Genomic DNA, 12730 nt, shown 5'->3' on the forward strand with positions numbered 1-12730 from the left:
TCATACCAGACTGGTTTTGGTCTGAAGCAGTTTTTGAGGAATGATGTGCAGGTATCCCAGTGAAAAGGCTTTTTCCACCAGCTCTGATTTACTGTAGCAATTGAATTTATTTTTTATATTTTCAAAATAATATTCGATCGTCCTGACCGACAGGTTCAGAATAGCGGCAATGGATTTTGCCGAGTGCCCCCTGATAAGATAAAAAAAACACTCCGTTTCCCGTTCAGAAAGATTCAGCTCGGGATACTCATCTTCGATAATATAGCTTTTTTGATTATGAATATCGTTTGACTTATTTTTCGTCAGCGATTCAAATTCATACAACATTGTTAAATTAAAAACATTATTCTGGGTGACATCATAAAAATGCTGGGCAATAGCGGTTAACTGATTGTTTTCATTTTTTAGTATGAATTTTTCACCAAATATAATCCGCCAGTCATCATTGTTATAACAATAATGCCCAAGAATTCTTATTGACTTTTGTTGCTGGACAACCAGCCTGTCCTGATGACAAAACACCTCATGCTGTTCAGCCGCCTTGCATTTCATATCGCGGTAGGAATGGCCCTGCATTTTATCCAGCGTTTTAAAGCCGGAGAGTTGAAGAGAGCGGGTGTTTCCATACAAAAACCTGGAATTTAAATCTAATATTGAAAAATAGCCTGGAATTTGATCAATCAAATGGTTTGCATGAAATTCATAAGCAAAATGGTTCATATGTACATCGATTGATTAAAATTAAAGCTATTATCCGCTAAACTGAAAAAAAAAGCAAGATGTTCCTGTATAGTACAATGCCTGGCAAAATTAGCAAGCGGGCATCGGGCGCTTCTTCTTGAAGTAAGCGAAAATAGTACGCTACACTCTGCTTCGAGCTGTTTAGCTCGGTTGATGGATCAATTAAATGGAAATCGTACTAGTAGCTTATCAACAAGTAAATAAGGACACGTAAGATGTTTAGAGCACCGAAAAGTACAGAGGCAACCTCAAAATATGCTGGTATTATTTCTGAGATGCGCGACAAAACGAAAGAATTTGAAGACGCCCTCAGAAATGCTGATATCCTGCATTCCCAGCCCGACAGTCATCACTTCTCACCTGAGGAACGTAACAGTGTTGAAGTGGGTCATAATAATTTTTATTCCAGAGCGACCGTTATCAAGTTTATTGATGGGCTCAAGAGACGCATAGCCATACTTGAAGCAATCATCAGCGAAGAATCAATATCGAGTGAAGACCATGCCTTTTTGATAATGGCACCCACCTTCAAAGAAGATAAACATATTTCAGAGTACCCGAATATTTCGAGTGGCCCTAAGCCATAATCCAAACCTCTCCTTAAATAAACAAGCGTAGCCCGTATTAGACGAAGTCTTAATACGGGAACCTATCTGAGCAAACCGCTCAAATGCGCGCTCCACAACAATCTTTTGTGATGCGGAAGATATTCTCATGGAAATAGAGCATTCCCGATCCGATAATGCACTTAAGGACATGAAACAACGAATCCCTTAATCCTCTGAAAAATCAAAAAAAAATCCTCTCCACGCAGTCACAGTTTCCTCATTTTTATAGTGCCAGTAATAGTGGATAATTATTTTTATGTATGGTACTTTCCAGCCTTTTTAAAGCCAATAAGAGGACCATTATGTTTGCGATGCAATCTGCGATTAATTTTATGAATAGTATTAAAACGTCAAATAAAGCAATCAAATGTGCTTTTTTTGACGGTGCCAGGCAAATGATAATGGCGCACAGCAGACCAGAAGAATATGGAAATTTTTCATTAAGATGGCCGGCTATAACGAACAGCTCTGAGGTAATTGGCTTACTGGTACAAGACGAAAGTATAAGGGGTTGCCTAAACGTAATTTTTGCTATTTCAAACCTTGGCTCAGACAAGCCTTGCGTCGAATTTATGAATCAGGATGGTGAACTGGTAGCGCAGGATTTAAGCAAGGAATTACTATCTGACCTGGTAACAAAGTATCAATTACCGGAAGATTTAGCACGTGTAATATTTGAGATGTGCGATATTGCAGATTTCTCTTCCGTGTTCCGGGCCTAGGTCGGACGCTTCACTCCACATTTCATTATCTCCATAACCCGCCTGGTTGAATAAATCTCTCTTGAAATAAACAAGCGTAGCCCGTATTAGACGAAGTCGTAATACGGGAAATTATGAGAAATTCCTGGAGCGAGCATGGCAGAACGTGGGATCGCTAAAATGATGGTTTAATTTATAACAGGCACGCCGATCGCTTCAACAACCAGAGATCTTAATGACCTTGTTAAAAAAAATTCTCAAACGAACCGGCGAACTTAAAGCGACCCGTTATTTTTTAAATCTCGACCATATCAATTAATCACAGCATGTCCGGCTTTAGCCAATACGATTGAGCTGAGCGCCCGATCTGCGTTTCATATTGAAGTGTGCTGAAATAATACGCTACAATTTATTTCGAGCCGTTGTAGCTCAGTTGGCAGAGCAATTGATTCGTAATCAAAAGGTCTGCGGTTCGATTCCGCGCAGCGGCATATTAAATCAATGGGTTACGAGATTGTAAATTTAAAATTATCTTCCGTGTCGAATATGTGTCGAATACCTACGAAAGCAATTTCTTTATATGATCAGATTTCATACTATAATTCACGTACATATAAAAAATATGGAATGTCATGGATAAATGGACAGATAAATGGATTGATCGAATCTATTATGATCGAAGACGATACTCTTCAGACAGGTGTAACTATAGCCGAGATAGGGCGAGGATAATCCATTCTTCCGCATTTAGGCGCTTACAAGGAAAAACTCAAATTTTTGGATTGGGTGAAAGTGATTTTTATAGAACACGGTTAACTCACTCAATGGAAGTAGCTCAAATATCATCAGGTATTGTTGATAAACTAAAAAAAACCACAAAAAAATTTAAAGATATTTTACCTAGTCAAAATTTAATAGAGGCCATTGGGTTAGCACATGATATTGGACATCCTCCATTTGGACATGGCGGTGAGAAGGCATTAAATTATTGTTTAGAAAAGCATGAAACTAGTTTTGAAGGTAATGCCCAAACTTTTAGAATATGTACTACTTTAGGTGAGCATAGCGCAGAAAATGGATTTAATCTTACACGACGAACTTTGTTAGGGTTAATTAAATATCCTCTAAGTCTAGAGCAGGCTCGAAATCCTTTAAAATATGACAAAACCACAAGCCCACTATGTATTAAATCGTTTGATCCGCCAAAGTGCATTTATGAGCATGACAGAAACTTTTGTTGGGTTATAGACCCATTTTCACCTCGTGATAGAAAAACATTTTGTGAACCTAAAAAAACAAATGAGACTAATGAACACAAGAAAGCATTATATAAGAGCTTTGATTGTAGCATTATGGAGTTAGCAGATGATATATCCTATGGGATTCATGACCTTGAAGATGCCATTGCTTTAAAATTTATTGATAAAGATATTTGGCAAAAGGAAGTTATTGAGAAGATAAAAGGCTCAGATACAGATTTTCAAAAGAATTGTTATAATCCAAGTATTGTGGAAGACCTTTTCTCTGACTCAAGTTTTAAAAGAAAAAGAGTTATAAGTGATTTTATATTTTATTTCATTAGTAACGTTCAAATAGTCCAACAATCGATTTTCGAATCTGAGTTGCTAGATTTAAAAGCTCAATTTCCGGATTATGTTAAGGATGAGCTTAAAATTATGATGGATTTAGTGCGGAAGCATGTAATTAAAAACAAAAATGTTCAGATGTTGGAGTATAGTGGTGAACAATTAATAATAAAATTATTCGATGCAATAAGCTCTGATCCTGCAAGAATGCTTCCCAATGATTTTTATAATAAATATTTGGAAGATAAAAATATTCGTGTTATTTCCGATTATATATCTGGAATGACAGATGCTCATGCTGTAAGAATTTATCATCAGATTTTTTCCCCTGACGGAGGATCAATGTTCACAAAAATATAAGGATAATCTTTATATAATTATTTAAAATTATGCTTTTTAAGCGGTATAAAAAAATATCCTTTAATTATAGCTTTGACTTTCAATGTTGAAAGATTAGAACCCATCAATTCTACGTTTCAATTTTCACTTGAACTTTTATTAGAAAGATTTCTCTCTTTTATTTGAATACAATTGGTTTTCACTTTTAGATAAAGTTTTTCAAAGTTCAGATAAAAACCTATATCTTTTGATTTTCTCCTATAAGCAATATAAATACTAAAGATGTCATAAAAATAAACTATGGAGTTCCCTAACAGATCGCTTACTTCCTCTGTACTTATGGAGTCCTGTGAATGAAGGTAACCAATTGTTTCTAGAAAATCTAAAAAATTTAATAAGCTAATAAATTTTTCGGTTTTACGTTTATCATCATGGAGTTTCATTATTCCAAAGGAAATTATTGCCTTTATTTGCTCATTATTTTCTTTAAATTGGGGATTTAATTCTTTAGCATCAAGATATAGTTCATGGATAACCTCTCTAGCTCTAATTATTTCAGGGCTAGACCATCTTTCATCAATTCTTAATAAGTAATTGGTTCTAGATTGTTTAATTGCTTCTTGGGATTTTATTGAAGCTAATAATATCAAAATAGTAGATAGGGTTACGGTTAATATATAGTAGGCTAGATCGATTTCTAAATTCTGCTTATATTCATCGGCTAAATGCAATATATGATAAACCACAATGAAAATAACTAAAGTTAATATTAAAATAGAAAATGAGGAAATCCCAATATTCTTTTTAATCCATCTCATAATGTCAATCCACTGTTTATTTTACTATGTCGTCATTATCGCCATATTCTTTAATTATGGTGCGTGTAGGATTTAAATATTGCGCTTACATCCTCTTATATGTATCTAAGAGCAGCAAGCGTATCCCTTATTAGACGAAGGTAATACGGGAAAGCATCTTCATTAAAGCCGATACAACCTAATAGATTTTTACATAGAACAAAAAAATACGTGGAACAAATGGAACAAGTGGGACACCCTTGTGGTTACTGAACTTTGGACGTTCCACTATCAAAATCAACAGTGGAACGAGTGGGACAATTAAAACTCGTCAGACCAGACTTTCTCAGTAAAAACATAGAATCTAGGAATGCCAACACCTTTAATTCTTCGTTTTTGAGAGGCTTTACCATCATTACCCGGGACTATCCAACCAGCGTTAATAAGTACTCTATTCACCATTTTAGGTTCAAATCCTTGGCAAATCTCCGTCCTGTAAACTTCGGATAAAACCATAAAAATACGAAAACCTTCTTCATCTGTATGAAAAAAGCCTGCACGGTTATAAAGTCGTTCACTATTGGGATGATTTTCGCTTTCAAATCGACTTGCTCCTTCTTTTTCAAAGAAAGCTCGAACTTGCGATAGTATGGCTCGATCTTCTCGATTACCATGCTCACCAAAATCTGCGAGCCATGCTTTGAAACATGTTTCTGCTGCTTGACATGCTGTACCTCTTTTCCATCCTGTTAATTCAAAGTGAATCGCCATTTCCCCAGCCAGGGCAACTAAAGCAAAACGTCTAGCTACTCGTTGAATTTGACCAGAGTGTTCCGGCTTAGTCACCTTCTTTACAAACTGCTGGATTTTATTAGTGAGTATGGGAATTAATTCGGTACGATGACTAACAATTTTGTGGAGCCATGCTAGTCCAACTGCACCATGATACTGACTGGCAGCTTCTTTTAACGCGAGCGACATAGATGCTGGATTAATATGATCGTGTAACTGTTCAAATAACCCCATCTGAGCACCAGCATCAGCTTCAATATCTGCTAAACGAATTTCTTGCCCCGCATTACATCGCTGACCAGCTTTTGCCATTATTGATGTTAATGACTCCTCGCCAGCTGACAAAAAGAGTAATGACCAGCGCATCGATTGTCTTGCTGTACCACAACGAGATGCTCGTGTTTTACCTTGACCATTGGCAAGCAGATAGGCACATTCACCTGCTTCTTTGGGATCCATTTGACTAAGTTCATCTAAGATTAATAAACCATCATTATGAAGAGAGGCCAATCCTTCTAAGCCGTTAGATGTACTTCGCCACAAACGAATGTAACTGTCTGGCTTGCCCCAAACAGAAGCAGCCACCTTTAAAGCTGTTGTTTTGCCAGAAGAGGAGGCACCTCTAAAATGAAAGCCACCAGAATCTTCGCCAACAAGATTAGCTAGACTTGGTGCAAATGCAGTGGAAATTGCAAATATCAAACGGGAATTACCTTCTGCTAATCGTGCAATAGAATTCCGCCAATCCTCAACACTTCCCGAAGTGGACAATGCGGGTTCAAGACTATTAGCATTTTGAAAAACGATTTGGTCATCCGATTGTCCAATGGTTTCATGAGCGGTAACAAATACTTCTTTATACCAGCCGAGTTTATCGACACACCGAGCACGTTCTTCAACAGGAAAGACTTGTATGTAGGAGGCCAGCAAATCACGAGCTGTTTTACTAGGAGAGATAGTTAATCCCAATCGAGCTAGCTCTCGCCTTACATCACTTGAATCTCCTTGCAATAAAGCCAAAGGCATAGCCCATTGGTGTTTAATCCCATCATCATCGACCCATTCAAGCAACCGACCCCATTCGCCACTATGAGCATCACGAGTTTTAGCAACAACAGACAAAGAAGAGCAAATCCATCGAGGAGGTAGCTCATTATTGTCTTTATCCTTACCTACAAAAATCACCCCATCTGAGGTTAACTGGAATAGTCCACCAGCATACTGAAATGACTTAATGCGTTTAGACTGTTTAAAATCAACATGATATATTTGTTCTGAATTCATTTTCATTCTCTCCAACAACTTTCAGAGGAAGGTGAGCTACCACCTTCCAATTATTCAATAAGACCAAAGCAAGAAAGGCTAAACCGCTTCTTGAAGGGGGTTATGAACACATTGGTGTTGAAGATAATTAATAATATCTAATTTGCGATAGCGAACGGTACGACCAATTTTTAAGTAGGGCACACCCTGACCAGCCCAACGCTTACGCTCAAGCAATTGAACTGAGCAATCTAAAACAGCAGCAAGAGTATTTTGACTAAAGAGGGTAGATTCCGGAGCAGATTCGAATTCATTGATGAGTTGCAAGCGTGATACATTATTTTTAGACATAGTAATACCTTTAAAAGAATTTTCATTCGACATTAAAAAATGCCGCCAAAGAGGCTTTTTCCATAAATCCAATTTGAAAATTCCAGTAACCTGGTACTTTCTATCCAAAAATCCATATAGCTTTATAGCCATTTTTATAAAGCTATTTAATACAACGAACAGATTATTACGTGGTTTGAAAATTAAAGTCAAGAATTGAAAACAAATTCAAAGAAATTGAAACTATTGTGAGCAAAATATGGCTTTTTGTCCCACTGATACCATCATAGGATTTGATGGTGGTACTCCTGAAACTTAGTAATTATCAAGGTGTCCCAGTAGTACCACTTGTACCACTCAAAATTATTAGGGTTACTTTCATTTCAAATTTATACTATAATTCAAATATCACCAGATGATATCTTTGGATTTTTAATGAGGGATGTAGGCTTAGAAACATTACTTGCATTAGATGGTACAGAATACACAGAAGAAAATGGTTATTGGTATAAAATAGAGGTTTTTTTAACCGAGCCAACTGAAGAGAGGCCACATGGCATTAGATATAATTTAACTCTTCATGATAATTTTAATCAGCGAATTTTAGGTTTTGATAATGCTCATGGGATTAAAGTTAAAGGAAATGGTCGTTATTCTGGGCAGATTATTAAATATGATCATGTTCATAAATCAATAAATGATAAGGGTACTCCTTATGAATTTGAAAGTGCTGAGCAGCTTTTAAATGATTTTTTTAAAGAAGTGAATTCAATTATTCAACAATTGAATAATGGGGATAAAAAATGAAAAAACTACGAGTTGGTATTATGTCACGAGAAAAATTTCAAAGACGTACGATTGAAATTGCTGCTGGTCGTTATGTGCCTAAAAAAAATGAACCAAAGATCTGGTTTAGCTCTATTAAATCACTTTGCGAAGTATTAAATGAAAATAATATGAGGCTATTGAAAATAATTGATGAGCAAAAGCCTGAATCAATTAAAGAACTTGCAGTTTTAAGTAAACGTGCACCAGGCAATCTGAGTCGTACTTTAAATACTATGGCTCGTTATGGAATTATAGAATTGAGAAAATCAGGGAAAAACTCTAAACCAATTGCTAAAGCTTTAGATTTTGATATTCAATATAGAGTGGCTGGATAGAATTAGATTGTATAGCCATCCAGTCTCATTCTTTTAAATTTGGAACGCACTGCGTACCAAATTTATCTAAATCCATAATGAGACTTTATCAACCCGCATTATAAGAAATAAAAATTACTATTAATTTATCAGTGGTCAAGGATTACTTGATTACTGAAATTTCTCAATCTTATTAAGAAAGTAGAAAGCTCCAAAAATTAATTTATATTGAAACTCCTGAGTTCAAATTTAACTCTCCCGAAGAAAAGAATTTTCTAAGGGCGCAATATACATTGCTTTGCAATGTTTGAATTTGGACAAAATTGTTTAATGAAATTTGATCATTAAGATAAGTTAATTATTAGCAGCTAACTATACTTAGAGAAACTATTAAATGGAGTTAATGGATGGTATCCATAATGAAATGCAACACCGCTGATGGCTTTTTAAATGAATTAAGTCTCGCAAATAAAAGATGGCATGAAAAAAACGATATAAGTTGTAATTGGATTTTTCGTGGACACAATGATTCTAGTTACGATTTGATACCATCTCTTTACAGAGATACAACATATCTGAATCAATTTGATAAAATAATAGGAGATGTTATACCAGGTGTTCCTACTCCAGGTTTGAGGTCGGCGATTTCTAATATTATTTCTAGTACTTCATTACAAGATGAATTTAAAAATCGATTAGAAAATATAATAAAGAGCGCTTTTGTTGAAATCAGGTTAATCGAAGAGTTTTTGGTTAGAGCTAATAGTATTGGCTTACCAGTGCCTACGTTGAAGCTATTTCAACCACAATCCAATGAAATTAGTTCGGTAGATTATTTCTATCATACTTTATCAAACTATATAAATAATTTTATTTTCATAGATAAAAAGCAAACCGTATTAAGAGAGAATTTTCATCCAAATGACAATAATGCTTTTCCTTATACCTCATTGGTTGAATTTTTTTTCCACAAGCAACGGCATTAGCTCAACATCATGGCATACCAACTCGATATTTAGATTGGACTACTGATCCTTTAATCGCTGCTTTCTTTTCTGCAAGAGGGGTTAATAAATCTAGGACAAAACAAGACATATGTGTTTGGGCATTAAATACGAAATATTTACCGCATTCTACTTTAAAAGGGAGGGTTAAATTACATAAAAGACTACACAGAGTTGGGTTAGAGTTTCTACATAAGCAAAAAGGACTTTTTACTGAAATGATTGGAGCAGAAAGTTATTACTTTCATAATAAGGAATGGCCTAATTTCGAGCAATATTTGCAGGCTTCAAATTATTATAATGAAGGCTTGATTAAAATTGAATTACCTAAGAGTAAAGTAGATAATCTTGTTGGCACACTCAATAATATGGGCATTAATGAGTACTCATTGATGCCAACTTATGACAATGTTGCTCGATCAATTTTGCCTTAGTCCAATAGTGATTTGAAAATTGATAAGGAACTTATTTATTCTTTATATACCCCATTCTAAAGCTTATACTTTTTATTCGGCAAATGAGATTAACTTAATTTGGCTGACAATGTCTGCCAAAATCATATTCAAATGAGTTTGGAGAAAAAGTAGGTTTATTAATTATTTCATTCAATTTGGATCTCACTGCGATCCAAATTAGATGAGCTGGATTTTATAAGATCAGATAATTTAAGGATGCCCATACACTTTAAAAAATAATCTGTAATTAGTTGCATAGGTTTTCTAAGTCGCTCCACATCTGTAATGATATATCCAGCAGTTACATCGTTAGTCATTTTATGATTCATTAATCGTTTTAACGCATAAGCAGAGATATCTAAACTTTCTGCAATTGTTATAAAAGTTCTTCTCAAATCATGAACAGTAAAATGAACCCCAGAGGCTTTGGTCACATGTGCCATCTGTTTACGAGGTTCAATAATATGGCCCGAAGCACCGGTTCCCGGAAATACATAACCATTAATTCTCGCTTCATATCGAGTATTTAATAAATCATAAAGAAAATCAGAAAGGGGTAGGGTATGTGATTCATTATTCTTTGTTTTAACGACAGTAAAAGTTCTTGCTGCTAAATCGACGTTTTCCCATTTTAAGGTAGCTGCTTCCTCTCTTCGTAGACCTGTTAGTAAAATTAACAGCAAGTAATCTCGGAGAGTTTCATTTTCTATGTTTTTAAGAGCTTGATACCAGGCCTCTAATTCATGGGGTTTAATATATGTTTGGCGACGTTCGACTCGATACCATGCGCGAGTTTGTGAAAGGCGCCTTACAGGGTTCTCCATAATAAGTGATTTGCCTTGGGCATCTTCATATTGACCAGCAGCAAAATTGAAGAGGGCGCGTAAAACACGCATTGCAAGGTTGGCATAGGCTTCACCATGCTCTGTTCCTAATTTTTCATGATGCTTACTAATGCGATCTTTAGTAATTGACAAAATAGGCTTATTTTTCCATGTAGGGAATGCCTTATCAATCATATGAGTGTAATTATTAATGGTTTTATGTTTTAAGGTTTTTCGGGTTTGTAAGTATTCTTGAAAAACTTCGTTTAAAGTAATTTCACGCATAGATTGCGCTCTTTTCTCAGCAACAGGATCTTTACCCATAGCAATTTGTCCGAGGAGTTCTGTCGCTTTCTTTCGCGCCATATCAGGGCTAATTTCAGGGTAACGACCAATAGTTATCCGATTAAGTTTTCTATTGATGAGCTTTTCAACAAAAAATGCTTTAGTGCCTCCTGAGGTGACACGTACGCCAAATCCTTTGAGGTTGTCATCGTAATATTTCTTTTGAGCACTTTGCCCTGTTTTAATCGGTTGGGGAATAGCTAAGTTCTCAATATTTGTTTTGTTGATTCGCATATTGTTCTCACTATCTAAAGGTGGCGTGTCGTAACGTGTCGAATATGTGTCGAAGAATTAGGTCAAATTCATTAAAGGAACTTATAACCTAATATAGCTTTAATATCAAATAAGTAAAAGGAATTTAAAAGAAATTCATATCGTGTCGAAATGGCTAAAAACCGCTATTTTCTAATTCGTAATCAATAGGTCTGCGGTTCGATTCCGCACAACGGCATAGTATAATCAAGTAGTTACGTGCAAAGTCTTACTCCAATACATTCATGTGTCGCACTTCAAAAGGGTTTTTATCGTTGAAAATATCTTCGTAAAAATATGCGGAACCAATGCTTTTTTGTGTAAAGCATTACGGACATCATTAAATGTGAAAAATGTGATTAAAAGAATGCTTGATTATAATTGACGAGTTATAAAGCAAATATTTTAACATCATTGATGCTTGTGTTTGTGCTATATGTATATAATAGACCCCAAGGATTATATGAGGAATTTTAACCCGGCCAATATGGAATATACTTTTTTGAATGAGAAATTTAATCTTAGAGATATACAAGTTGTAATTGAACAAATAAAAAAGACTATTGAGCAAGGTGAATGTACAACTAACAACATAACACTACTCTAATGTAGTCTAGTTCGAATCAGAAATCCCGTTTGCAAGCAAACGGGATTTGACTACCTTATTCACTCGAAAAAATATAAGGTTTTAAAAGCTCAACGAGCTGATGTTTATTAACAACCCCTGAAGCTGCTTGTTCAATAATATCTGGTAATTCACTATTTTCCTCCAAGGCACAACCATTCAAGTCAAGAAAATACGTGGCGCTCAGAAAGGCGGTTCGTTTATTACCATTGGGAAAAGCATGTGATTTAGCAATGCCAATGATATAAATAGCCGTTAACTCAACAATATCATTGATATTTTCATAATGATGATATTGTTCAGCACGTTTAAGCGCAGATTCAAGTTTTCCTAAATCAGTAACGAAGCATTAGATAATATTTCGCCTTGAATAAATACCACATCTTCTACTGTTAAAAAAATTAATTCCATTATTTATCCGCTAAAGCCTTAATAGTGGCTGCATGACGCTCTTTTAGTTTAGCAATCGTCTGAGCACGTTTCTCGTACTTTGCTTCTTCAAGTTGAGCATCGGTCGGTGTGCCGATCTTCCCAATAATAAAAGGCTTTTGACCTTTACGAGTAAAGCAGATTTGCTCACCATTGGCGATTTTTTCCATGATTTCACATAAATGTTCGCGCATATGAGTATAAGACACTGTTTGCATGGTTTTTCCCATATTTCCTGTACATGTACAGTATTGTTGATTTTATATACTTGTTTCAAGTTAACCTGGCTAAACGAAGTGCAACCTAACAATACCCGCTAAATTTTTGAATCCGAGTTTTATTAAATTTGAGCACCAGTTTTGCCGTAATTCACTGTATCAGTGTCTAAGATGTCAAGGCACTAACTCATGCTTAATTTGTTCATAATTATTTAGTGTTCATTAAAAATGAACAACATAAAAAAATGAACAAGATTTTCAACAACTATTCTTACGCCA

General features: G+C 35.3%; 13 protein-coding genes, 1 tRNA gene and 1 pseudogene. 8 read left to right on the forward strand and 7 right to left on the reverse strand.

The window, feature by feature from the left end; all coding sequences use genetic code 11:
* Positions 1 to 720, reverse strand: a complete 720-nt coding sequence (locus ACQUTA_RS02965) for a LuxR C-terminal-related transcriptional regulator (RefSeq protein ID WP_444986712.1) — start codon at positions 718 to 720, stop codon at positions 1 to 3.
* A gap of 236 nt (positions 721 to 956) precedes the next feature.
* Here ACQUTA_RS02965 and ACQUTA_RS02970 point away from each other — a divergent pair, with 236 nt between their 5' ends.
* From ACQUTA_RS02970 to ACQUTA_RS02985, 4 genes are all read left to right on the forward strand, one after another.
* On the forward strand, positions 957 to 1328 hold the full coding sequence (locus tag ACQUTA_RS02970; protein ID WP_444986713.1) for a hypothetical protein: 372 nt from the start codon (positions 957 to 959) through the stop codon (positions 1326 to 1328).
* 323 nt (positions 1329 to 1651) lie between these two features.
* Positions 1652 to 2071, forward strand: a complete 420-nt coding sequence (locus ACQUTA_RS02975) for a hypothetical protein (protein WP_444986714.1) — start codon at positions 1652 to 1654, stop codon at positions 2069 to 2071.
* A 397-nt stretch (positions 2072 to 2468) separates the two neighbouring features.
* A tRNA-Thr gene (locus ACQUTA_RS02980) sits at positions 2469 to 2541 on the forward strand.
* A 141-nt stretch (positions 2542 to 2682) separates the two neighbouring features.
* Positions 2683 to 3996 (forward strand): anti-phage deoxyguanosine triphosphatase, encoded by a 1314-nt coding sequence (locus ACQUTA_RS02985; protein WP_444986715.1) that lies wholly within the window; start codon positions 2683 to 2685, stop codon positions 3994 to 3996.
* A gap of 116 nt (positions 3997 to 4112) precedes the next feature.
* Here ACQUTA_RS02985 and ACQUTA_RS02990 read toward each other — a convergent pair whose 3' ends face one another.
* The 3 genes from ACQUTA_RS02990 to ACQUTA_RS03000 form a co-directional block, all read right to left on the reverse strand.
* Complete coding sequence (locus tag ACQUTA_RS02990; RefSeq protein ID WP_444986716.1) at positions 4113 to 4793, reverse strand: DUF4760 domain-containing protein; 681 nt, start codon at positions 4791 to 4793, stop codon at positions 4113 to 4115.
* Positions 4794 to 5093: 300 nt separating this feature from the next.
* Positions 5094 to 6848, reverse strand: coding sequence for a DUF927 domain-containing protein (locus ACQUTA_RS02995; RefSeq protein ID WP_444986717.1), 1755 nt, complete (start codon positions 6846 to 6848; stop codon positions 5094 to 5096).
* A gap of 78 nt (positions 6849 to 6926) precedes the next feature.
* Positions 6927 to 7178 carry a DNA-binding protein gene (locus ACQUTA_RS03000; protein ID WP_444986853.1) on the reverse strand — a complete coding sequence of 84 codons (252 nt, stop codon included), beginning with the start codon at positions 7176 to 7178 and terminating at the stop codon, positions 6927 to 6929.
* Between the two features lie 327 nt (positions 7179 to 7505).
* Between ACQUTA_RS03000 and ACQUTA_RS03005 the strand changes: the two genes are divergently transcribed.
* From ACQUTA_RS03005 to ACQUTA_RS13190, 4 genes are all read left to right on the forward strand, one after another.
* Positions 7506 to 7964 carry a toxin-antitoxin system TumE family protein gene (locus tag ACQUTA_RS03005; protein WP_444986718.1) on the forward strand — a complete coding sequence of 153 codons (459 nt, stop codon included), beginning with the start codon at positions 7506 to 7508 and terminating at the stop codon, positions 7962 to 7964.
* On the forward strand, positions 7961 to 8320 hold the full coding sequence (locus tag ACQUTA_RS03010; RefSeq protein WP_444986719.1) for an HVO_A0114 family putative DNA-binding protein: 360 nt from the start codon (positions 7961 to 7963) through the stop codon (positions 8318 to 8320). Before ACQUTA_RS03005 ends, ACQUTA_RS03010 begins: the two co-directional genes overlap by 4 nt.
* 398 nt (positions 8321 to 8718) lie before the next feature.
* A complete protein-coding gene (locus ACQUTA_RS03015) occupies positions 8719 to 9285 on the forward strand; it encodes a hypothetical protein (RefSeq protein WP_444986720.1) in 567 nt (188 codons plus the stop codon).
* Between the two features lie 14 nt (positions 9286 to 9299).
* Positions 9300 to 9737, forward strand: a complete 438-nt coding sequence (locus tag ACQUTA_RS13190) for a hypothetical protein (RefSeq protein WP_510175184.1) — start codon at positions 9300 to 9302, stop codon at positions 9735 to 9737.
* A 167-nt stretch (positions 9738 to 9904) separates the two neighbouring features.
* Here the strand turns inward: ACQUTA_RS13190 and ACQUTA_RS03025 are convergent, their stop codons facing one another.
* From ACQUTA_RS03025 to ACQUTA_RS03035, 3 genes and pseudogenes are all read right to left on the reverse strand, one after another.
* On the reverse strand, positions 9905 to 11161 hold the full coding sequence (locus tag ACQUTA_RS03025; RefSeq protein WP_444986722.1) for a tyrosine-type recombinase/integrase: 1257 nt from the start codon (positions 11159 to 11161) through the stop codon (positions 9905 to 9907).
* A 680-nt stretch (positions 11162 to 11841) separates the two neighbouring features.
* Positions 11842 to 12132 (reverse strand): annotated as a pseudogene (locus tag ACQUTA_RS03030) (type II toxin-antitoxin system death-on-curing family toxin); the annotation flags it as partial.
* Positions 12133 to 12214: 82 nt separating this feature from the next.
* The gene (locus ACQUTA_RS03035; RefSeq protein WP_444986723.1) at positions 12215 to 12463 is read right to left on the reverse strand and encodes a type II toxin-antitoxin system Phd/YefM family antitoxin; all 249 of its coding nucleotides are present in this window, start codon (positions 12461 to 12463) and stop codon (positions 12215 to 12217) included.
* Positions 12464 to 12730 lie beyond the last annotated feature (267 nt).

The organism is Legionella navarrensis, assembly GCF_052527415.1.

Bases quoted from the DNA above. Each gene is read 5' to 3' on its own strand.
- ACQUTA_RS03010 (WP_444986719.1), top strand. From the start codon at position 7,961: ATGAAAAAACTACGAGTTGGTATTATGTCACGAGAAAAATTTCAAAGA.
- ACQUTA_RS03025 (WP_444986722.1), bottom strand. From the start codon at position 11,161: ATGCGAATCAACAAAACAAATATTGAGAACTTAGCTATTCCCCAACCG.
- ACQUTA_RS03000 (WP_444986853.1), bottom strand. From the start codon at position 7,178: ATGTCTAAAAATAATGTATCACGCTTGCAACTCATCAATGAATTCGAA.
- ACQUTA_RS02990 (WP_444986716.1), bottom strand. From the start codon at position 4,793: ATGAGATGGATTAAAAAGAATATTGGGATTTCCTCATTTTCTATTTTA.
- ACQUTA_RS02970 (WP_444986713.1), top strand. From the start codon at position 957: ATGTTTAGAGCACCGAAAAGTACAGAGGCAACCTCAAAATATGCTGGT.
- ACQUTA_RS02965 (WP_444986712.1), bottom strand. From the start codon at position 720: ATGAACCATTTTGCTTATGAATTTCATGCAAACCATTTGATTGATCAA.
- ACQUTA_RS02985 (WP_444986715.1), top strand. From the start codon at position 2,683: ATGGATAAATGGACAGATAAATGGATTGATCGAATCTATTATGATCGA.
- ACQUTA_RS02995 (WP_444986717.1), bottom strand. From the start codon at position 6,848: ATGAATTCAGAACAAATATATCATGTTGATTTTAAACAGTCTAAACGC.
- ACQUTA_RS03015 (WP_444986720.1), top strand. From the start codon at position 8,719: ATGAAATGCAACACCGCTGATGGCTTTTTAAATGAATTAAGTCTCGCA.
- ACQUTA_RS02975 (WP_444986714.1), top strand. From the start codon at position 1,652: ATGTTTGCGATGCAATCTGCGATTAATTTTATGAATAGTATTAAAACG.
- ACQUTA_RS03035 (WP_444986723.1), bottom strand. From the start codon at position 12,463: ATGGGAAAAACCATGCAAACAGTGTCTTATACTCATATGCGCGAACAT.